Here is a 19,179-nt window from a genome sequence, read left to right on the forward strand (position 1 = left end):
GTTGGAACTGGCGGGAAGGAGAAATTATAGAATGTTTTCGAAAGATATTGGCATTGACTTAGGAACTGCGAACGTATTAATCCACGTTAAAGGGAAGGGGATCGTCCTCAATGAACCATCTGTTGTGGCGATCGATAAAAAGACAAATAAAGTATTAGCGGTAGGGGAAGAAGCCCGCCAAATGGTAGGGAGAACGCCAGGTAATATCACAGCTATTCGCCCATTAAGAGACGGAGTCATTGCAGATTTTGATGTGACAGAGGCAATGTTAAGACATTTCATCAATAAATTAAATGTAAAAGGATTTTTGGCGAAGCCACGCATTTTAATTTGCTGTCCGACGAATATTACGAGTGTTGAACAAAAGGCAATCCGTGAAGCGGCTGAAAAATCGGGTGGTAAAAAAGTATATTTAGAGGAAGAGCCAAAAGTAGCAGCAATCGGTGCTGGAATGGATATCTTCCAACCAAGTGGAAATATGGTAGTCGATATCGGGGGCGGAACAACAGATATCGCAGTTCTATCGATGGGTGATATCGTAACAAGTGAATCCATTAAAGTAGCAGGCGATGTGTTTGATAACGATATTTTGCAATATATTAAAAAAGAATATAAATTGCTAATTGGTGAACGTACTGCAGAGGCAATCAAAATAACAATTGGTACAGTTTTCAAAGGTAGTCGTAATGATACAATGGATATTCGTGGCCGTGATATGGTAACAGGTTTACCACGTACAATTACAATTGAGTCTGAGGAGATTGAACGTGCACTACATGAATCAGTAGCGATGATTGTTCAATCAGCTAAAAATGTTTTAGAAAAAACACCACCTGAATTATCAGCTGATATCATTGATCGTGGAGTAATTATAACTGGTGGCGGTGCGTTGTTACATGGAATGGACCAGCTATTAATAGAAGAGTTAAAGGTACCTGTTTTTATTGCAGAGAGACCGATGGATTGTGTAGCCATTGGTACAGGTATCATGCTTGAGAATATTGATCGTGTGCCAGCATCCTTATAAAATTAAAATGAGGTGATTTCTGTGTTTAAAGGATTTTATACAGTTGCAACAGGTATGATCACGCAACAAAGAAGAACAGAATTACTTACCAATAATTTATCAAATGCGAATACACCAGGATTTAAGGCAGACCAATCTACTATTCGCTCATTCCCAGACATGCTAATGTCTAGCATTGGAAAAACAAATGCTCCTGCTCACCAACAAGCCGGGGCTGAATATATGAGTCAAGTAGGAGCTTTAAATACAGGGACATATTTACAAGAAACATTACCAAATTACATACAGGGCCAAATCTATAACACTGATTTTACAACAGATATGGCATTGATTGATGGAAACTTACCACAAAATGAAGATGGTGTTACAGGTTCAATTTTCTTCCGACTTGAGCATCCTGCTGGTGGTGAGGCTTACACACGTAATGGTAATTTCACGTTAGATGGTCAAGGCTATTTAGTTAACGGTCAAGGATTATATGTACTAAATGATGCAGGACAACGTATCCAGCTACCAAATGATGATTTTCGTTTAGATGAAAGTGGCGCTATCTTTGTAAATAATCAACAAGTAGCACGTGTTGGGGTATCATTTGCTGCAAACCCGAACATGCTACAAAAACAAGATAATGGCCTCATTCGTACAGAAAATGGTGAGAACTTACCAACAGCCTATGGCGTGAATGGTGTTTCCTTTACACTACGTCAAAATTATTTAGAAGGTTCAAACGTTGATTCTAGTCGTACAATGACAGATTTAATGACAGCCTACCGTGCATTTGAAGCAAATCAAAAAGTATTGCAAGCCTATGATCGTAGCATGGAAAAGGCTGTGAATGAAATCGGAAAAATTTAATGGGCGAACAGGAGGCTTTTATCAATGCTACGTACAATGATTACAGCTACAAACACAATGGGTCAATTACAAAATAAACTTGATACAATTAGTAACAACATTGCTAACAGTAATACTACGGGCTATAAAACAAAGGAAGCATCCTTTAATGAATTACTGTATCAGCAATTTAATAATGATAAGCAGGATCGTGTGGAACGTCAAACACCTGTTGGTATTCGTTATGGAACTGGTGCAATGATTGGGCAAATTAAATCCAATGAAAAGCAAGGTTCATTACAAACAACTAATCGTGATTTAGACTTAGCTTTTACAAAAGCGAAACAATATTTCAATATTTTGATGCCAAATGGTGAAAATGGGACGGAAACAGTGTATACTCGACAAGGTGACTTTTATTTATCTCCATTGAATAATGGAACAGTTATGCTTGTAACAGCAGAGGGCTACCCTGTAGCAAACGCTGCAGGACAAGCCATTACATTACCAGACACGGTTCAAAAGTTTGCCGTTCGAGATGGTGGTGTATTAGAAGCATCCTATCCAAATGGAAATGTCATTCGTACGGATTTAGCTGTAACGGAATTCCAAAAGCCGCAATTAATGGAGCATGTTGCTGGTTCTTATATGGGATTACCTAATAATTTAGCTGAACTTGGCTATACGCAGGCGGAAGTTCTAACAGAGCTTGTTGGAGCGAACCGTCAGCAAATTGGCATGCAAAATGGTACACTAGAAATGTCAAATGTTAACCTCTCGAAGGAAATGACAGAACTTATTCAAACACAACGTTCTTATCAATTCAACGCAAGAGCGGTAACATTAGCAGATCAAATGCTTGGACTCATTAATGGCATTCGATAGGAAGTCATCCAAAAACGCATAGTAAGGAATGAAGAGGAGTACAATCTATGACAAACGATTCACGTCGACGTTCTGTGCCGACACAAGAAACCGATACGCAACCGCAACCAGAAAAGAAAGAACGCCGCTCAACTGGAGAGCAACGCGAGGTTCGATGGGTGCAAATCCGACTGATTCCGATTTGGTTACGCATTGTAATTGTTCTCATCTTAGTCGTTGTTGCCGCAACATTAGGCGCAATGTTTGGCTTTAGTGTTATTGGAGAAGGCAATGCTATGGATATTTTTAAAAGAGAAACATGGCAGCATATATTTGATATTATGAATGGTAAAGAATAACATTATTCTTTACCTTACTTTGTGTATACATACTTAATTTTTGAGGGGGAAATGACATGTTAACAGCAGAACAAATTCAAGCAATTTTACCACACCGCTATCCTTTTCTATTCGTAGATCGCATCATTGAATTAGAAGAAGGGAAACGTGCAGTAGGATTAAAAAACGTTTCAATCAACGAAGATTTTTTTAATGGGCACTTCCCAGGTTATCCAGTTATGCCAGGTGTGTTAATTGTGGAAGCTTTAGCTCAAGTAGGTGGAGTGGCTTTATTAAATGCAGAAGAATTTAAGGGCCGTTTAGCATTTTTAACGGGTGTTGATAATTGTCGTTTCAAGCGTCAAGTCGTACCAGGCGACCAACTTAAATTGGAAGTGGAGTTTGTAAAACTTCGTGGCGCAATGGGTAAAGGTCATGGTGTAGCAACTGTAGATGGAGAACTTGTATGTGAGGCCGATATTCTATTTGCAATTGGGCCTGAACAGCCTAAACAAGCTTAATTTGCATTTGTAGACCAAAAGATATAAAATAGATAAAGTCAAGTCAAAAATAGATTAGTAGGTTCTTAAATTGCGATGGTAAATAAGCGATTGTGAATTGAAATAGATGTAATTTTTAGGTTTTACAAACGTAGGAGGATTATTAAGATGTATAAGGAATTGTCTTCAGGTATTAAAATTAGCATTACTCGTTCGATTTCAACATCTTTTGAAGCATACTTAGCAAGTATTGGTTGGGATGAAGAGCGCTTTTCCATGGAAGACTTCATTGCAAGCTGGCAGACTTATTTTCAGGAGAATGCCGCATGGATCGAAAAAATCCCTGCCGATACATTGATGAGCGCACAGTTTCATGAAGAAATGGCACAAAAAATCGATGAGGTTATTGCCAAAATTTTAAATGAAGAACCAACAGCGCAGCAAATCGAAACAATCGAAGCATTGCAAAAAGAGCTAGGCACAAACTATAGCTACGACTGTAAAGCAGAGGCAGCATATATTGAACAGTTATTAAAAGAAAAACAAAAATAGTTTGTACAAAAATCGGATAGTTCCCTCCTTTCTCGGGCAATCTATGTAGGATCACAAATACAGCAAATGTATTTGATGACATAGTACCCAAGAAAGGAGGTTTTTTACTATGTGGAAAATGTCATTTTTAACCATTATTCTTGCCACTGCATTCCTTGGAGGTTGTAACTGGGGAAATAATGCAGTAGAAGATCACCCTGTTCGAGAAGCCGAGAATGACGTACGTCGTGGTGTTGACAACGTCGAGGATGCATTAGATCCGAATAGACGAGATAATGCATACGATCGCAATAATGTAAATGGGAATGGTGTTGATCGAGGTACTGTAAACGATAATACAACATTACCTGAAGCAACAACACCTGGTTCTAATGCTGATATCAACAGCACAAACGGCTATGACAACACACCAAATGCAAACGGTGTAAACGGTGTTGAACGTAATGACAACATAAACAGCAATAACAATAATAATGTTGTCGACGATAAAGTTAACAACACTGAAAAGTACCGTGATGGTATGAACAACCGATAACATAAAAAAGAGTGTTTCCTTTATGGAAAACACTCTTTTTCAATTTAGAGGGAAGCGAAGCGAATATCCGCGGAAGGAGAGCGAATACCCGCGGAAGGAGAGTGAATACCTGCGGAAGGAGAGAGAATACCCGCGGAAGGAGAGAGAATACCCGCGGAAACAGAGAGAATACCCGCGGGAGGAGAGAGAATACCCGCGGGAGGAGAGAGAATACCCGCGGGAGGAGAGAGAATACCCGCGGAAAGAGAGTGAATACCCGCGGAAGGAGAGTGAATACCCGCGGAAGGAGAGTGAATACCCGCGGAAGGAGAGCGAATACCCGCGGGAGGAGAGAGAATACCCGCGGAAGGAGAGAGAATACCCGCGGGAGGAGTGCGAATACCTGCGAAGCTAAGCAAAACCTCCATCAAAAATAATTTTTCATATGTTCCAATAAATTTTCTGGTAAATGGTAAACACGATTCTTATAGGTACCGGTATATGGAAACTGAAACTTCCGTAGCAATCGAGTAGCTGCATCGTTAGAACTAATTCTAAAAAACGTTCGTAACTGTTTATTGGTAATAGAATGACTAATCAATAACCGATAATCAAGCATAGCCTCTGCGAAAATTTCTATACTCCTATAATGACAAAACGAACATTTCCAAATGCCGCGATGGAAATACATATTATTTTGATAGGCGCATTTTGGACAAAGAACACCGTGTCGAAATCGTGATGGGGCAATCGATGTATGAATTTGAGGAAGCATCTGTTTAGAAAGTAGCACGTGCACTAATTTGGTTAAATGATTATCCGTCATTAATTTTTTAGGGTGCTTTTTAAAAAGCGACTGAAGATACTTATGAAGGCCGGACGCATGAAAAATGGGGAGAGTACCAGTTGGATTGACAATGATTGTTGAAGGATTTGCTATAACAACAGCCCCTTCAACAGGAAGGGAATAACTTGCAATAAGATTTTTAAGAAATCGTATATGACGCTCTGTTTGAATAAGAGCATTTGGAAATCCCTCAACAGTACCATCAACCCTTGTGCGTATGCATTGATGTGTGTGTTGATCAAATTCAAGACGACCATGTATGTTTTTGATTTCTACAACCAACATAAATTGAGGACAAATAAAAAGCGTATCAATCTGATGCAGATGTTGAGCAGTGTTCTTAAGACATAAATTATGTAAGACAAAAAAGGTATTTGGGTATATAAATTCATGCCATATGCGATCAACTTTTTGTTCGCCAGCAAACCCTGCAGCTAGTCGACGATACTGCTCTTGATAATAATGAAATTCTACATCATCCTTTAAAAGGCGCCTCATCAAAGCCTCAAGCCATAATAATTGTAAAGGCTTCTCCCTCATAGTAATCACCAAATAGTACCCTCCTTTTTTAAATTGTATTGTACAAAAAAATTACTGCTTGTCCAATAAAAAAACGATGCAAAAATTCGCATCGTCAGTCATTTTTTAATTTTGGTCGCTTTTTCATATCTTGCGTAAAGCGATCCAATAAATTCTCTAGAGAGACGCCCTCAGCAAGTAGCTCTGAAAGTAATTGTTCTGCATATTTTGAGCGTTTAATTTTAAGAGTACCTTTTAATAGTACTGAAACATGATCACCGATTTCTTCAACAGTATGTACGATCACCTGAAAAGGAGCAGGTTCATTATCTGGAAATGAAATAACTGCACGTACATTGAAGACTGTAGCATTCGCTAAGAGCTCATCAAAGGTTGAGCGATATTGTTTTTCCATAAACAATTCAAGTACCCAAGATTGATGGCTATTTTCCTGATTAATAATGATGCCATCGATTAAAGGGAATGGTTGCACGCCATCTTCTGTGACAAGGTCAAAGGAAAGCATTTTAAAGGTTTTCAATATGTATATTCCTCCTAAGTCTGTCATTCTTTTAGTATAACACATGAGGTAGCAGTTGTTTGTGATGCGCACCTGTGACGATTTTTCAAAAACTGCGAAATTGCAGATTTCATGAAATAGCATTTGCCATTACAGCCTAAAGCATTCAGTTAAAAAATTAATAAAAAATAGAAAATTAAAATTGCTAATTTACCCAATTTATGCTCAATAACTGAAGGAAATTAACAATATTGATTTTTGCGAATGCTGGAATCATTTTGTAAGATGAGAGCAATCAAAAACAAAGGAGGTGAACGAATGAATCAAGTCGGATTGGTTGGAAGGTTTACAAAAGACCCAGTGTTACGTTACTTATCTGGAAATCGTGTGCAGACTCATTTCTCACTAGCCATTAATCGTAATTTTAAAAACAATCAAGGGGAAGTAGATACAGATTTTGTTTTCTGTACAGCTTGGGGAAGGCTTGCAGAGAATATCGTTAAATATTGCGGTAAAGGTTCGTTAATCGGTGCCAATGGCCGTATTCAAACAAGGTCATTTGTAAATGAAGAAAGCACAAAGATTTTTATGACAGAGGTAGTGGTTGAGGATGTTAGATTTTATCAACTTAAACAAAGAGATAGTGACGAAGCAGTTACTGTACCGTCACAGCCACCGAATGAACAAGAGCACTTAAAGGATTTTGTATTACCTTAGCAAGAAAGTTTACATACGGGGCAAGAGAATATTCATTGTCTGATCCGCCATTCTCCTTATAATTCTTGCACCGTAACGACAGAAAGGAATGTGATGTGTACCCCTAATAATAAACATTGCTGAAGACCGCACAGCAATGGGATTTTCAACACAACTAAATATGAATGATGAAGTAAGTAGGGAAAAGAAGTAGCAAGTTCCACTAAAAGAGCGCCAAGAATTTGCTCTTGGCGCATCTTCATTATTATATATCTAATGTTATTAAATCGCGGAGTTCTTGATCTTCTAACTCGGTCAACCATTGGCTTGACTGAATAAGCTCTTCGGATAATGCAGATTTCTGCACCAGCATCTTATCAATTTTTTCCTCGATCGTGCCAATTGTCACAAATTTATGGACCTGCACAAATTGTGTCTGTCCGATGCGATAAGCACGATCTGTTGCTTGATTTTCAACAGCAGGATTCCACCAGCGATCTGCATGTAAAACATGATTGGCTGCTGTTAGATTAAGTCCTGTTCCACCAGCTTTCAAAGAAAGGATAAATATAGGGAAATCTCCTGCCTGGAAAGCCTCTACTAAGCGGTCTCGCTGCTGCTTAGGCATAGCACCAGTTAAAAACGGTGCATCTACATTATATAATTCACTAAAGCAATGCTGTAGTAATTGTCCCATTCCAATATATTGTGTAAAGATGAGACATTGCTCTCCATTGTCCACAATCTCTGCTGCCATTTGTACAATGCGCTCTAGCTTAGCTGAACGTGCAAGCATTGTTTTGGCATCCTCGAAAGGTTCCTTTAAATATAAGGCAGGATGATTACATAGTTGCTTTAATTTACTGAGCATCTTTAAGACGCGCCCCTTTTTTTGAAAGCCTGTTAACTGCTCTAGCTGATCAAGCGTCTCTAAAATATAGCCCTCATAGAGTGAAGCCTGCTCTGTTGTTAATGGACAATATTCATTCGATTCTAGCTTATCTGGTAAGTTAAGCTGTAAATGTGGGTCACGCTTTGTACGACGTAACAAGAACGGCTGAATTTTTGCTCGAAGCTTCTGTTTATGCGACTCTGATTCGTCCCGTTCAATAGGCAAAATAAATTCTTCATTGAAGCGGCCAAAGCTACCTAGATAGCCCTTATGAATAAAATCAAAAATAGCCCATAACTCAGATAAACGATTTTCTACAGGTGTCCCAGTGAGAGCAATGTGATGGTCACCTAGCAATTTACGAATGGCTTTTGATTGTAATGTTTGCATATTTTTTATATTTTGAGCCTCATCAAGTACAACTGCTGCCCAATCGATATTCTGTAAAAATTCAGTATCCTGTGACACAGTACCATAGGTTGATAAAATGACATGTGGTCTTTCTGCTGTCACTAGCTGTTTAAACTCTTCATCCTTTGCTCGATTTGTTTGATAATGTGTATGCACAATTAGAGACGGGGCAAATCGAGCAAGTTCTTTTTGCCAGTTCCCAAGCACTGAAGTAGGACAAATAATGATGGATGGCTTTGTATAATCAGTTGATGACTCATAAATATGAAGTAAATAGGTAATCAATTGAACCGTTTTTCCAAGGCCCATATCATCAGCTAGACATGCACCGAAACCTTGTTGGCGCATAAAGACTAACCATTCATAGCCCTCTAATTGATAGGGGCGTAATTCGGTTTGTAAGGACAATGGAATTGAAACGGCAGGCAAGCCTTTCTTCTCTAGAAGCTGCTCCATGTATGCTTTTAATGATTGTTGTATTTCTAGTGCAAAGACTGGATCATCTCTCAGTGCATCATCTGCATCCTCTTCCTCAAGAGGGGCAGACAAGTCTTCTGGTAATTCTCTAAATAATAATTCTCGAACAGTCCAACTTTCATCTTCTGCCTGCTGCATTAATTCACGCATTTCTTGCATCCAATTGGCATCTACTCGGAACCATTCAGTACCAATACGAATAAATTCACGTTTCTCATCCACGAGCTTTTTAAATTGCTCAGCCGAAATCGTTTGTCCGTTCATAGAAAATTGCCATTTAAACGTTAAAATATCATCTAAACCTGCTACCTTCCTTGTAGAGACATTGCTAGTTGTGACGCGTACTCGAATTTTAGATTGTTTTAAATCCTTTAGCCATGCTGGGAGTACAACATCGAAACCAAGAGCCTGTAATCTAGCGAGATCCTCACGTAGGAATGAGCGAACTTCTAAATCTTCCAGTGTCACACGAATAAAGATATCACTATTGATCGTATCAGTGGATAGAAGTTCTACAATTTGTTGTTGTTGCTGCGCAATTTCAGTTGCAAACATTCGCCATTTTGTAGGTAGTGCCTCTTCTATAGGTAAAGATTGTTTACGAATAGCAGGTGTCCAATAGTTTTTGGTTGTAGCGGTGCTTAGGACCGTTTCTAATAACCATACATCTGTCTCTTCTTCGGGCTCACTTAACCGTAAAGAAACGGAAACGGCTCCAGCCTGACGCGCTTGATCTAATGGCCAGCCACCTCGTAGGAAAAAAGGTAGTAACTTTGGTAAATCAGCTAGTATTAGACCAACCTGAGAAAGCTTCTGCTGTACAGCTGTTTCCAATAATGCTGAATCTATATGATCAATAGGGAAACTTAATGATAAAAAATCCTCTGCAATCACAGCATGTGACCAAAGGGACGGCTCTTGCCAGTATTCCTGTAATGCGAATACCTTTTTCAGCCATTCCATACTTTCTTCATTTGCACCAATCCAATTGATGAAAGGGTGCTGGAAGCTTGTTGAAAAAATATCTAGTAACTCAGCTGTAGAAACCTCAATTGTATAATCAGTCCGATTTGTTAATAATCCATAAACATTTGCCTCATAAGTAAAGAATAGCGAAGAAATTAGTGTATCAACATCAATTGTTGCACCATTTGCAGTAAAACCCTGCAACGTAAAATATCCTTCCCGAGCTACTTCAATACGGAGCTGTTGTGTTTTGGAAAAAGGGGAAGGAGCATTTATTGTCATCATACTAAGTTTCCTTTCTCAATTTCTTCTTGTAACGCACGTAGTCGTTTATATTCTGCACGAATGGTTTGCATATATGTTTCAAAATAAGCTGCTTTGCCAGCTCGCTTTGCAGCACTCCGCATACTTTTCCAAATACGCACAGCCTGTTTATAATTTAAGCGTGATTTTTGAGCAATTTCAGCCATTGCATAGACATGATATAAAGGTAAAACAGTTGCAGGTTCAATCTGCAATACATCCTTTAATCCACACATTTCTAAATAGGATAGAGAGGATGGGTTTAATTGATGTAGGGCTGCCCATTCCCGATAGCGACCTTTTTTAATTAAAAAACTTGAGAACGGCTGTAGTCCATACACACCAAAGGCACTGTATAGCATTGCTTCCTCTTCCTCCGTAAGCTGGATCTCATCAAATAGAAGTTGGAATTGCCTTACGTATTGGGCACGTTGAACGACCGGAACGACCTCCTGTAGAAATACTTCAGTCAAAGGTAAAATTGCTCGTAAAATGACTGCTAATGAATAGGACTCTCCTGCACGTTGAGCAAAAGTAGCCAGTTCAAACAAGTCCTGCATTTGTGGTAAATCAATTTGTGCCAAACTTTCAAGCAGCAAATTCTCTTTCTGTAATAGCACATAAAATAATAATTTTAGCGATTGTAGAGAAATTTCTGCTGAAGGGTGATCAAGATTATTTATATATGCCAATTCCTTTTCACGTCGAGGCTTCTCATAAAAAAGCACTGCCCATAGCAGCATGTATAGACGAAGTCGGTTGGCGAAAAGCCCTTGTCGTTCTAATAAAAATTCTCTTACTAGCTCTTGGATGGCGTCATAAAATGGGTCAGTCGCAAACAGACGTGACCGATTAGAAAGCTCTGTGAGAATGCTCTCAAAAGATTGAGTGCTTTGATCGATAAAATATTTCATATAAGATGAATCTAAAGAATGACCAGGTGTTTCATTTAAATGCCGCCATATCGAATTTAAAATGGCTAGTTCCATATAGAGCTTATAAAGGGGTTGCCATTCACGCTCAAAGGGCATATGCCGACGAAGACGCTCTAAAGCATCGGTTCTTACAGCGGAAAGCCCATAGCCCTCTAGTATACGCCCAGACGGTAATAATCGTTTCATCACCTCATCCACCATCATCGACCAGCTTTGCGGGCTGCGTTCATCTGCTAAAGATTTTAACTGAACTGATTTTTGAGCACGCCAAGCACTCGACCAATTTTGAACAGAATCAAAATATTGGTAGAGAGCGAGTAAAGCACCTACTTGATGTCGGCACCATTTTGCTTGAGGACAGCTACAGTGTAGCTCTTCCTTGGAAAAATCAATTTCAACAGAAGCGGGTCTGACATCTTGAACACTTGCATATAATATAGAACTTGCTCCATTAAATCGTTCAAAAACAATGGATTTATTCCTTACTGAAAAGACAGCACGGCGCACTAGTTCCTCATCTTCTGTGGAGGAAGGATGTAACCCTTGTTCAGCTTCTTTTAGTTTAGTCAGCACAAATGCTTGATGTTCCTTAGCTAATTGCGATATTGACAATGCCATAACCTCACTCCTTTCATCATGTATGGCTATAGTTAACATAGTTAATTGTAAAAAAGGAAAAAAAGACTGTCCTTCCATTATACGATTAAAATGCAGTAATGATAAGCTGAATGATCAGAAAGAAAAAAATGAGTTAAAGATAGTTAACAAGGCTTTTGATTTGTGTTAAAATCTGAATAATCAGATAACTAGGGAGGGATGAAGGATGATGCAAGTTCAATACATGAAGCCGTTTTACACAAAAGTTACTGGAGATAAATTACGTCTCGTATTTGCTTATCAATATTTCTCTATTTTAAAAGAGAATGAGATTTTCCATTTCATTCCCATAGAAGGTAAAGAGATGATCATCAACATGAAGACACAGCAGATTGAAAATTTATCTGAGGTATTTGTTTTCCAAAAAGGAAATCGCTTTATTCGATTACCACTTTATCAACTATTGCTTATTACCAATGTACATGAGCATTTAGCACCAATACTTGAAAGCGCTACACCAAAGCAACAAATTCCGATGGTTTCTACTGTGACAGTTGGCGAAATCGATCAGCTTATCGCAGAGCTAGAGGACAGAAATTGGGATCATTTAATTGATCAAGCATTACTAGAGAATGATAAAGCACTCTTTTTCGAATTGCTACAGCAAAAGAACCATCAACATGGGGGTTTCAAAATTGAATAGAAGGCATGTCCAGTAAGCACCTACTTTTCATAAATGACAAGCAGGTGCTTTTATGATGTGGTTGATCAACTATAATATGTTAATAACTCATAAAAAATTAGAAACCATTTCCAAAAAAGGTCAATAGATGAGATGATGGACCGATATATAGGTTAAGAAGGTGGTGAAATCATGCTTGGTAAGTGGTCAGCAACGGGGATGGCAATCCTGAATAATATGAATCATCATTATGGGGCGATGAGTAAAGCTATGCTGCGAATTTCTTCGGGTTATCGCATTAATAGTGCGGCTGACGATCCAGCTGGACTGGCGATTTCTGAAAAAATGCGTGCACAAATTCGTGGCTTGAATATGGCAGCTAAAAATATACAGGATGGTATTTCTCTTGTGCAGACGGCAGAGGGGGCACTGAATGAAACACATGCCATGATTCAGCGTATGCGTGAGTTAGCAGTGGAAGCAGCCAATGATACATTAACGGATGATGATCGTAAAAAATTAGATTTGGAATTTCAGGAATTAAAAAAGGAAATTCAGCGCACATCGACCGATACAGAATTTAATACGAAGACATTACTCAATGGGGATTATGAAACAAATGGCATAAAGATTCAAGCAGGCGCAAATGCAGGGCAAAGTATAGAATTATTTATCAATGGAATGGGGTCCGAGGCACTTGGATTGAAGGATGCTTCCATTGCAACTCGTGAGGAAGCGGAAAAAGCCATGTCTTCAATGGACGAAGCCTTAAAACGTGTTTCCAACGAACGCTCACGACTTGGTGCCTATCAGAACCGCTTGGAACATGCCTATAATGCCAATGTGAACACCGCAGAGAATTTACAAGCAGCAGAGTCTCGTATTCGAGATGCAGATATTGCAAAAGAGATGATGAATATGGTGAAGGCTCAAATTTTGATGCAGGCAGGTCAATATGTGTTAGCTATGCATATGCAACAGGCACAATCCATTTTAAAATTATTAGAAGTAGGAAAAAAATGATGAATTTCAATGTTAATTGAAATTCATCATTTTTTAATGGTTATTTTGAAAAAGCTTCAATTGCTAATTTAGCTGTTGCTGTTGCTTCATCTTGTAATGGGATGACAGCCTGGCGCATTTTTTCTTGAACCGTTGTATAGGATTCGAGGATTGCCACAGCTTGTTCAAACAATGTCACACCATTCCAATCATCAACCTCAACATGACCGATGACGGGCTGATCAACGATATCAGCAAACGCATCAATTTTCGGATCATAGGAAATCGCAATAAATGGTGTTGCATAGATTGCCGAGAAAATTAAGGAGTGTAGTCGCATACCTATTAATAGTTGCGATTGACCAATCACTGCGATTTTTTCTTCAATGGATAAATCAGCAGGAGCAATTAAGCTCTTTTCCTTCATAAGTGCTGCTACTTCCTGTGAAGTGATAAAATCATGCTCACCATGCATAGGGAGGAAGACGATTTGCTCACCCTGACGTACTAATTCATCTAGGCTATGTGCAATTTTCTCTTTGTAGGCAACAGCGGAAGGCCAATCTCGAACGCTTACAGAGATATAGCTATCGGCTGACAAAGATACATTTTCTAGCCAATCACAATGAAAGTCATTACCGTTCAATCCCATCACAGGATCGGGTACGATCTTTGTTTCTTTTCGTACACCGATCTCTGTTAAAAGAGCTAGAGAGGCTCTATCTCTAACCGTTATTTGCTCTACCTTATTAAAGACTGTACGAACAATGAATTTACTAAGTGGGTGATTAATCGGACCCATACCTTGGGCGTAAACAAATACTGGCTTCTTCAACCATTTTGCAATTTGAATAACGCCCGCATAGTAAGGAATAGTTTTCATGCCTGTTTGATCCTGCATAAGACTACCGCCACCACTAATCAGTCCATCCGCTGTTTTAAGTAATTGGCGAATTTCTTTCATTTTCCAACGATTAACGGCTTTGACACCATATGTTTGCTCAGTAGCTGCTGGATTATTCGATAATACCGTGATCTCTATATCACTTTGCCACTTTTTTAATGATTGGATAATGGACAGTAGAATGGCATCATCTCCGACATTATCAAATCCATAATAGCCAGATAAAACAACGTGCATTATGACCACCTCGCGATTGCCTTAGAAACCCAACGATAACCGATTTTGAAGATTAGGATAAACACTAGTCCTACTACAAGACCTAGAGATACGCTGTATAGTGTACGTAACACAGAAACAGCTACTGGGATGTGTAGGTGAGTAAATGTATTCATGATGGATAGGAAACCGATAACACCTGGTACAAGGAGAATACTACCCCATTTACGATTAATACCCATTACATATAACGCTAAAATGAAGAATGGGAAGCCAATTAAAAATTCCTTCGTTCTTGGTCGAACATACAATGTATTTTCTAGCCATTGTCTAAAGGCTAATTCCATATCACTTACAGAACCAGAGTTTCCTGTTCGGCTAATGTAAAATAATCCGACACCAGCCAATACAATGAGTAGTAGCACATGCCAATATTTTAATTCTTTATTTAACAATGTTACCGTATTGGATAAAGAGTTCTTAATGTTTTGATCAGCTAGTCGGTTCATCTCAATTACTGTAAATAATAAGACACCCATAATTGGAATAAGATAAACTAGCTTAACCCCTTTAAATACAGCAAAGCCTGTTATAAAAGCATTACCATTCAATAAGCCAATGACAATAATGATCCCAATAACGCTAATTGCTACTGCTTTTAAATATTGGACAATTATGTTAGAGAGCTTTGTAGAACCTTGCGCTGATTTGATGACTGCATAGGTTGGTGCAAGGACAGCAATAATGAGTGCAAATGCTTGTAAGAATAGAGTACTTTTCAGGATAAAGTACGCAATCGCTAGTACAGCCATAAAGCCAGCTGCCGCGATACGAAGAGGCATCCATTTTACTAATTCTGAAATGATAAAGGTAAATAAAATACCTGCTACTAATACGGATGCTGTGACCCAAGCTGGCACTACTACTTTATCAAATAGCTTTGGTTCACCTGCTTTGAAATGATCTGGCATTGTGTCATGCACACCATTTAAGTAATCAATCGTTTCTTCAACATTTTCTTTGGCATTGCCTGTTGTTTTAATATGATAGAAGATGGAGCGAATATTACGCTCTTTAACAGCTCGTGTTGTACGATCAATACTTGCATTTAGCTTTAATTTAGTTTCTCTGTTGACATTGATGCTATGCAAACGAATCATATTGTAATCCGTCATTTGAGCGATTTTACTTTCGCCTTTAAGTGGGTTACTTTCAATTGTGTAGAAGTAATAGCCAGCATCATTTAATTTTTCAACTAATTGATTGCCGTTTTCTTGTCCAAATCCAATGGCTTCATCACCTTGGCCAAGTAAGCGGCCTGCTGAAGCCTCTTTTAAAGCGACTAATTGATTAACCAACTTTTCATTAGCTACTTCATTATCTGCATTTTCCACCTTAAAGATATGAGCCAGTCCATGCTTACTAATCATGTCAATCGCAGGCTGATCGTAGCCAATCGGTGTTTTTAAATCAAAATTGTGGTTAGAAGCAGGAAGGAAATAAAAAGCTTCTTCACCTATTTGTACTTCCTCTGGTGTAACGCTCTCCATGATCAGCTTTTGGTAGCTTTCATTTTCAGGCACTCGAATATAGTAGCCGCTATTAGAGATATCAACAGCATCTTTATAGGGTGTAAACAATAATTGTGCTGCTAACTCACTTTCCTTATAAACGGTAATTAAGTTTTGTTTGTCCATTTCCTTTAATGTTAAGGGCTCTAGACTCACAGTATTCAGCCCAGCATCCTTTAAGGAGGAAAGGATTTCATCCATTGTTAGATCGCTATTTTTTTCTGCAGTTTGTATTTCATCATAGGGAATAACAATCTCATAAGCATCATTCGATTGCTCCGCATTCCACCTCATCATGATACCTGTAGAGGAAACGACGAGTAAAAGAACAATGATCCCCCAAAGCCATTTCTGTTTTGACATAAGTGTCCTACCTCTCTTATTTATGAAAATCTTTTTCCGATAACAGGGATTTTCTTTAAATCTTGTTTATGAATAGCTTTCATTAGCCATAGTAGAAGGAAGTAAAGTGCCCCTCCAACTACGATTGCGACAGTTAGATAGCCCATAGCTAACATTCTTGACCAATGTGTAAAGTCAAGCCAAAGTGTTGGTAATCCAACTGCTGCTCCCATTACAATTGAAGACACAATCATTTTCACCGTATCTTTTCCAAGGGCAGTAAAGCGAATCGTACGATAAATAAAGACAGAATTCACAATAAATAACACAAAATACACTAGCAAAGTTGCATAGGCAGCACCATCTAAACCGAATGCCTGAATAAGGAAGATGTTAGAAAACACCTTAAGGACAACACCACCCAAAATAATGAGGGCTCCTGTTTTGGCAGCATTCATACCCTGAAGAATACCTGTTCCAAGCAAAGTCAGAGATGTAAAGACAGAGCTAAGGTTGATGATGGCTAACATTAAGCTTCCCTCTAAGTCTTTAAAAAGAGCTAGATTTAAAGGCAAGGTTAAGGCTAGTAGCCCAATCGCAGCTGGCCATGAAATAAGGTGTGTCATACGATGAGTTTGCTCAATAATAGTGCGTGTTTCATCCAATTTACGCTCAGCTAGCTTCGTTGTAATCAAAGGTACAAGCGGCAAGATAATCGAAGAAGCAAAAACAGTCGTAATTTGAACTAATGTTAGTCCTCGACCATAAATACCATAAAGATAGCTAATTTCACTCGCATCTGCACCAGCACTTCTTAAGCCATATGTAACCGTAAAGGAATCAACAAAGTTAAAGAGTGCCATTGTGACAGAACCAATCGCAATTGGAATAGAAATTTTTAAAATGGTTTTACTGTATTTAGAGAAATCCTTACCAGAATATTTCTCCTTACTCGTCACTTTTACAGAAGAACGGAAATATTTAAAGAGTAAATAGAAAAGTGACCCTAGAGCTCCTAATACAGAGCCTGCCATAATTCCACCAGCTACGATGTCATTTGAATAATCCATTGCTACTAGGAAATAAGCAACGATTAAAATTAACGCAACACGTACTAACTGCTCAATCACTTGCGAGATGGCAGTAGGTCGCATATCCCCAAAGCCTTGGAAAAATCCTCTATAGACAGCCATATAAGGAGCTACCAGTAATGTAAGGGCAACAATAATTAAGGCGATCTCTGTTGATGGCCCACCAAGTGCATTTGCTATCTGCTCTGAAAAGCCGTAAATGATTGTAAAACTAATGACGCCAAAGGATAATGCAAGGATTCTTGCAGTCACATAAATTTTCTTAATTTTGGCAGTATCCTGACTTGTCTTGGCTTCCGCAATCAGCTTAGAAATAGCGATAGGGATACCTGCAACGGATAAATAAAGGGCTACCATATAAACAGGATAGACAAGACTAAAAATACCGAGTACTTCATCACCAGCAATATTTTGAAGTGGTATACGGAAGATACTACCGATTACTTTAGAAAGTAAGGTTGCTATCGTTAGGATAAGTGTGCTTTTAACAAATGTTGACTGACTCATTTTGTTTTGCCCTGACCTTTAAGCTTTAATGCAAATACCTTTAAAGCAAAGCGTGGGAGTACAAGCATTCTGCCAAATCGACTTGGCTGGCGTAACAGTCGATAGAGCCATTCAAGATTTAACTTTTGCCAAAGTACTGGAGCACGTTTTACAGTGCCAGCGATGACATCGAAGGAGCCACCTACACCGATAAATACACCCTTTGAAAATTTCTCAAGGTTTTCCGTTATCCATTTTTCCTGTCTTGGTACACCTAATGCCACAAATACAAGATCAGGCTGTAAAGTTGCAATTTCTTTTGCAAAATCATTATTATTCCAGTCGAAGTAGCCATCATGATAGCCAACGACATCAACGTTTGGATAGTTCTTATGAATATTGGCAACCGTCTTTTCGATGGTTTCCTTTTGAGCACCTAATAAATAGATTTTAAAACGCTTTTGCTGACCAACTTCCAACAGACGTACCATCGTATCATAGCCAGTTACACGCTCTGGAAGTGAATCACCAAGGATTTGTGCAGCCTTAACGACACCAATGCCATCCGCACAAATGTAAGTTGCCTGCTTTAAGTAATTCATGACAGTTGGATTTTCATTTGCCTGCATGACAACTTCAGGATTGGCTGTCACAACGAAAGTTTTTTCTTGCTGTTCAATACGATTAACGAGTAAATCAACAAACCCTTGCTGACCAATATGTAAAAAGGGTACGCCCATAATCGTTACATGCCTCATATAGTGTTCAAACCTTTCTGTAATTCCATTTTCACTGCAATCTATCATACCACAAAAGCAATATTGACAGGAAATTTTCGATAATGGGTTTAACGGGGACTAACTAGGGTATAGCGCTAATAACTGAACGAATGTTAAAAGAAATAGCACACGCCTATTAAGCTTTTTTAGGACACTATTTTGACGTAGATAACTACTAAATTTTAGGAGGATAGTTTGAAAATTATATCCTAAAATTTCGAGTTTCTTCTATTATATAGCGCTTTCATCTAGGTGATAAAAAATGACTAACAAAAAGAGTGCGAATCATCATCGCACTCTTGTTTTGCGCATCC

The 19,179-nt window shown here is 38.6% G+C and carries 20 protein-coding genes; 11 read left to right on the forward strand and 9 right to left on the reverse strand.

Translation table 11 applies throughout. The features are described from left to right. Positions 1-31 precede the first annotated feature (31 nt). The 8 genes from mreB to CD31_RS04830 all read left to right on the forward strand — a co-directional run bounded on the left by mreB (position 32) and on the right by CD31_RS04830 (position 5,044). A complete protein-coding gene (gene mreB / locus CD31_RS04795; protein WP_036076094.1) occupies positions 32-1,027 on the forward strand; it encodes a rod shape-determining protein in 996 nt (331 codons plus the stop codon). Positions 1,028-1,048: 21 nt separating this feature from the next. Beyond that, positions 1,049-1,882: a flagellar hook-basal body protein gene (locus tag CD31_RS04800; protein ID WP_036076096.1), complete on the forward strand. Its 834-nt coding sequence runs from the start codon at positions 1,049-1,051 to the stop codon at positions 1,880-1,882. Positions 1,883-1,906: 24 nt separating this feature from the next. Continuing rightward, a complete protein-coding gene (locus tag CD31_RS04805; RefSeq protein ID WP_036076098.1) occupies positions 1,907-2,746 on the forward strand; it encodes a flagellar hook-basal body protein in 840 nt (279 codons plus the stop codon). Positions 2,747-2,793: 47 nt separating this feature from the next. Next, positions 2,794-3,084: a DNA-directed RNA polymerase subunit beta gene (locus CD31_RS04810; protein ID WP_036076100.1), complete on the forward strand. Its 291-nt coding sequence runs from the start codon at positions 2,794-2,796 to the stop codon at positions 3,082-3,084. Between the two features lie 56 nt (positions 3,085-3,140). Beyond that, positions 3,141-3,584: a 3-hydroxyacyl-ACP dehydratase FabZ gene (fabZ, locus tag CD31_RS04815; protein WP_016991806.1), complete on the forward strand. Its 444-nt coding sequence runs from the start codon at positions 3,141-3,143 to the stop codon at positions 3,582-3,584. Positions 3,585-3,731: 147 nt separating this feature from the next. Next, on the forward strand, positions 3,732-4,115 hold the full coding sequence (locus CD31_RS04820; protein ID WP_016991807.1) for a hypothetical protein: 384 nt from the start codon (positions 3,732-3,734) through the stop codon (positions 4,113-4,115). 109 nt (positions 4,116-4,224) lie between these two features. Continuing rightward, positions 4,225-4,650, forward strand: a complete 426-nt coding sequence (locus CD31_RS04825) for a hypothetical protein (RefSeq protein ID WP_036076101.1) — start codon at positions 4,225-4,227, stop codon at positions 4,648-4,650. Positions 4,651-4,672: 22 nt separating this feature from the next. Further along, the gene (locus CD31_RS04830; RefSeq protein ID WP_036076103.1) at positions 4,673-5,044 is read left to right on the forward strand and encodes a hypothetical protein; all 372 of its coding nucleotides are present in this window, start codon (positions 4,673-4,675) and stop codon (positions 5,042-5,044) included. Between the two features lie 12 nt (positions 5,045-5,056). Here the strand turns inward: CD31_RS04830 and CD31_RS23775 are convergent, their stop codons facing one another. After that, the gene (locus CD31_RS23775; protein WP_244905090.1) at positions 5,057-6,025 is read right to left on the reverse strand and encodes a nuclease-related domain-containing protein; all 969 of its coding nucleotides are present in this window, start codon (positions 6,023-6,025) and stop codon (positions 5,057-5,059) included. 85 nt (positions 6,026-6,110) lie between these two features. Next, positions 6,111-6,536, reverse strand: coding sequence for a YwpF family protein (locus tag CD31_RS04840; RefSeq protein ID WP_036076105.1), 426 nt, complete (start codon positions 6,534-6,536; stop codon positions 6,111-6,113). A 297-nt stretch (positions 6,537-6,833) separates the two neighbouring features. Here CD31_RS04840 and CD31_RS04845 point away from each other — a divergent pair, with 297 nt between their 5' ends. Beyond that, positions 6,834-7,232, forward strand: a complete 399-nt coding sequence (locus tag CD31_RS04845) for a single-stranded DNA-binding protein (protein ID WP_016991811.1) — start codon at positions 6,834-6,836, stop codon at positions 7,230-7,232. A gap of 56 nt (positions 7,233-7,288) precedes the next feature. Here the strand turns inward: CD31_RS04845 and CD31_RS23240 are convergent, their stop codons facing one another. From CD31_RS23240 to CD31_RS04855, 3 genes are read right to left on the reverse strand one after another with little or no spacing between them, the layout of a single operon-like run. After that, positions 7,289-7,474, reverse strand: a complete 186-nt coding sequence (locus tag CD31_RS23240; protein ID WP_128568197.1) for a hypothetical protein — start codon at positions 7,472-7,474, stop codon at positions 7,289-7,291. 2 nt (positions 7,475-7,476) lie between these two features. Next, positions 7,477-10,242: a DEAD/DEAH box helicase gene (locus CD31_RS04850; RefSeq protein ID WP_081977453.1), complete on the reverse strand. Its 2,766-nt coding sequence runs from the start codon at positions 10,240-10,242 to the stop codon at positions 7,477-7,479. After that, positions 10,239-11,813, reverse strand: a complete 1,575-nt coding sequence (locus CD31_RS04855) for a hypothetical protein (RefSeq protein ID WP_036076107.1) — start codon at positions 11,811-11,813, stop codon at positions 10,239-10,241. The genes CD31_RS04850 and CD31_RS04855 overlap by 4 nt, the downstream gene beginning before the upstream one ends. Positions 11,814-12,018: 205 nt before the next feature. On the opposite strand from CD31_RS04855, the gene CD31_RS04860 reads away from it, so the two are divergent. Both CD31_RS04860 and CD31_RS04865 read left to right on the forward strand, forming a co-directional pair. After that, positions 12,019-12,495: a hypothetical protein gene (locus CD31_RS04860; protein ID WP_036076109.1), complete on the forward strand. Its 477-nt coding sequence runs from the start codon at positions 12,019-12,021 to the stop codon at positions 12,493-12,495. 171 nt (positions 12,496-12,666) lie between these two features. Further along, the gene (locus CD31_RS04865) at positions 12,667-13,497 is read left to right on the forward strand and encodes a flagellin N-terminal helical domain-containing protein (RefSeq protein WP_036076112.1); all 831 of its coding nucleotides are present in this window, start codon (positions 12,667-12,669) and stop codon (positions 13,495-13,497) included. Between the two features lie 40 nt (positions 13,498-13,537). On the opposite strand, the gene csaB is transcribed toward CD31_RS04865, so the two are convergent. From csaB to CD31_RS04885, 4 genes are read right to left on the reverse strand one after another with little or no spacing between them, the layout of a single operon-like run. Next, positions 13,538-14,617 (reverse strand): polysaccharide pyruvyl transferase CsaB, encoded by a 1,080-nt coding sequence (gene csaB, locus CD31_RS04870; protein WP_036076113.1) that lies wholly within the window; start codon positions 14,615-14,617, stop codon positions 13,538-13,540. Then, positions 14,617-16,530 carry a DUF5693 family protein gene (locus CD31_RS04875; RefSeq protein WP_036076114.1) on the reverse strand — a complete coding sequence of 638 codons (1,914 nt, stop codon included), beginning with the start codon at positions 16,528-16,530 and terminating at the stop codon, positions 14,617-14,619. The genes csaB and CD31_RS04875 overlap by 1 nt, the downstream gene beginning before the upstream one ends. A gap of 20 nt (positions 16,531-16,550) precedes the next feature. Then, a complete protein-coding gene (locus CD31_RS04880; RefSeq protein ID WP_036076116.1) occupies positions 16,551-18,107 on the reverse strand; it encodes a putative polysaccharide biosynthesis protein in 1,557 nt (518 codons plus the stop codon). Further along, a complete protein-coding gene (locus tag CD31_RS04885; protein WP_036076117.1) occupies positions 18,104-18,844 on the reverse strand; it encodes a WecB/TagA/CpsF family glycosyltransferase in 741 nt (246 codons plus the stop codon). Before CD31_RS04885 ends, CD31_RS04880 begins: the two co-directional genes overlap by 4 nt. Positions 18,845-19,179: the final 335 nt, after the last annotated feature.

The organism is Lysinibacillus boronitolerans JCM 21713 = 10a = NBRC 103108 (assembly GCF_000772935.1).
Classification (GTDB): Bacteria; Bacillota; Bacilli; order Bacillales_A; family Planococcaceae; genus Lysinibacillus; species Lysinibacillus boronitolerans.

Bases quoted from the DNA above. Each gene is read 5' to 3' on its own strand.
- mreB (WP_036076094.1), top strand. From the start codon at position 32: ATGTTTTCGAAAGATATTGGCATTGACTTAGGAACTGCGAACGTATTA.
- CD31_RS04805 (WP_036076098.1), top strand. From the start codon at position 1,907: ATGCTACGTACAATGATTACAGCTACAAACACAATGGGTCAATTACAA.
- CD31_RS04810 (WP_036076100.1), top strand. From the start codon at position 2,794: ATGACAAACGATTCACGTCGACGTTCTGTGCCGACACAAGAAACCGAT.
- fabZ (WP_016991806.1), top strand. From the start codon at position 3,141: ATGTTAACAGCAGAACAAATTCAAGCAATTTTACCACACCGCTATCCT.
- CD31_RS04820 (WP_016991807.1), top strand. From the start codon at position 3,732: ATGTATAAGGAATTGTCTTCAGGTATTAAAATTAGCATTACTCGTTCG.
- CD31_RS04825 (WP_036076101.1), top strand. From the start codon at position 4,225: ATGTGGAAAATGTCATTTTTAACCATTATTCTTGCCACTGCATTCCTT.
- CD31_RS04830 (WP_036076103.1), top strand. From the start codon at position 4,673: ATGGAAAACACTCTTTTTCAATTTAGAGGGAAGCGAAGCGAATATCCG.
- CD31_RS04845 (WP_016991811.1), top strand. From the start codon at position 6,834: ATGAATCAAGTCGGATTGGTTGGAAGGTTTACAAAAGACCCAGTGTTA.
- CD31_RS23240 (WP_128568197.1), bottom strand. From the start codon at position 7,474: ATGAAGATGCGCCAAGAGCAAATTCTTGGCGCTCTTTTAGTGGAACTT.
- CD31_RS04850 (WP_081977453.1), bottom strand. From the start codon at position 10,242: ATGATGACAATAAATGCTCCTTCCCCTTTTTCCAAAACACAACAGCTC.
- CD31_RS04855 (WP_036076107.1), bottom strand. From the start codon at position 11,813: ATGGCATTGTCAATATCGCAATTAGCTAAGGAACATCAAGCATTTGTG.
- CD31_RS04860 (WP_036076109.1), top strand. From the start codon at position 12,019: ATGATGCAAGTTCAATACATGAAGCCGTTTTACACAAAAGTTACTGGA.
- CD31_RS04865 (WP_036076112.1), top strand. From the start codon at position 12,667: ATGCTTGGTAAGTGGTCAGCAACGGGGATGGCAATCCTGAATAATATG.
- csaB (WP_036076113.1), bottom strand. From the start codon at position 14,617: ATGCACGTTGTTTTATCTGGCTATTATGGATTTGATAATGTCGGAGAT.
- CD31_RS04875 (WP_036076114.1), bottom strand. From the start codon at position 16,530: ATGTCAAAACAGAAATGGCTTTGGGGGATCATTGTTCTTTTACTCGTC.
- CD31_RS04880 (WP_036076116.1), bottom strand. From the start codon at position 18,107: ATGAGTCAGTCAACATTTGTTAAAAGCACACTTATCCTAACGATAGCA.
- CD31_RS04885 (WP_036076117.1), bottom strand. From the start codon at position 18,844: ATGAGGCATGTAACGATTATGGGCGTACCCTTTTTACATATTGGTCAG.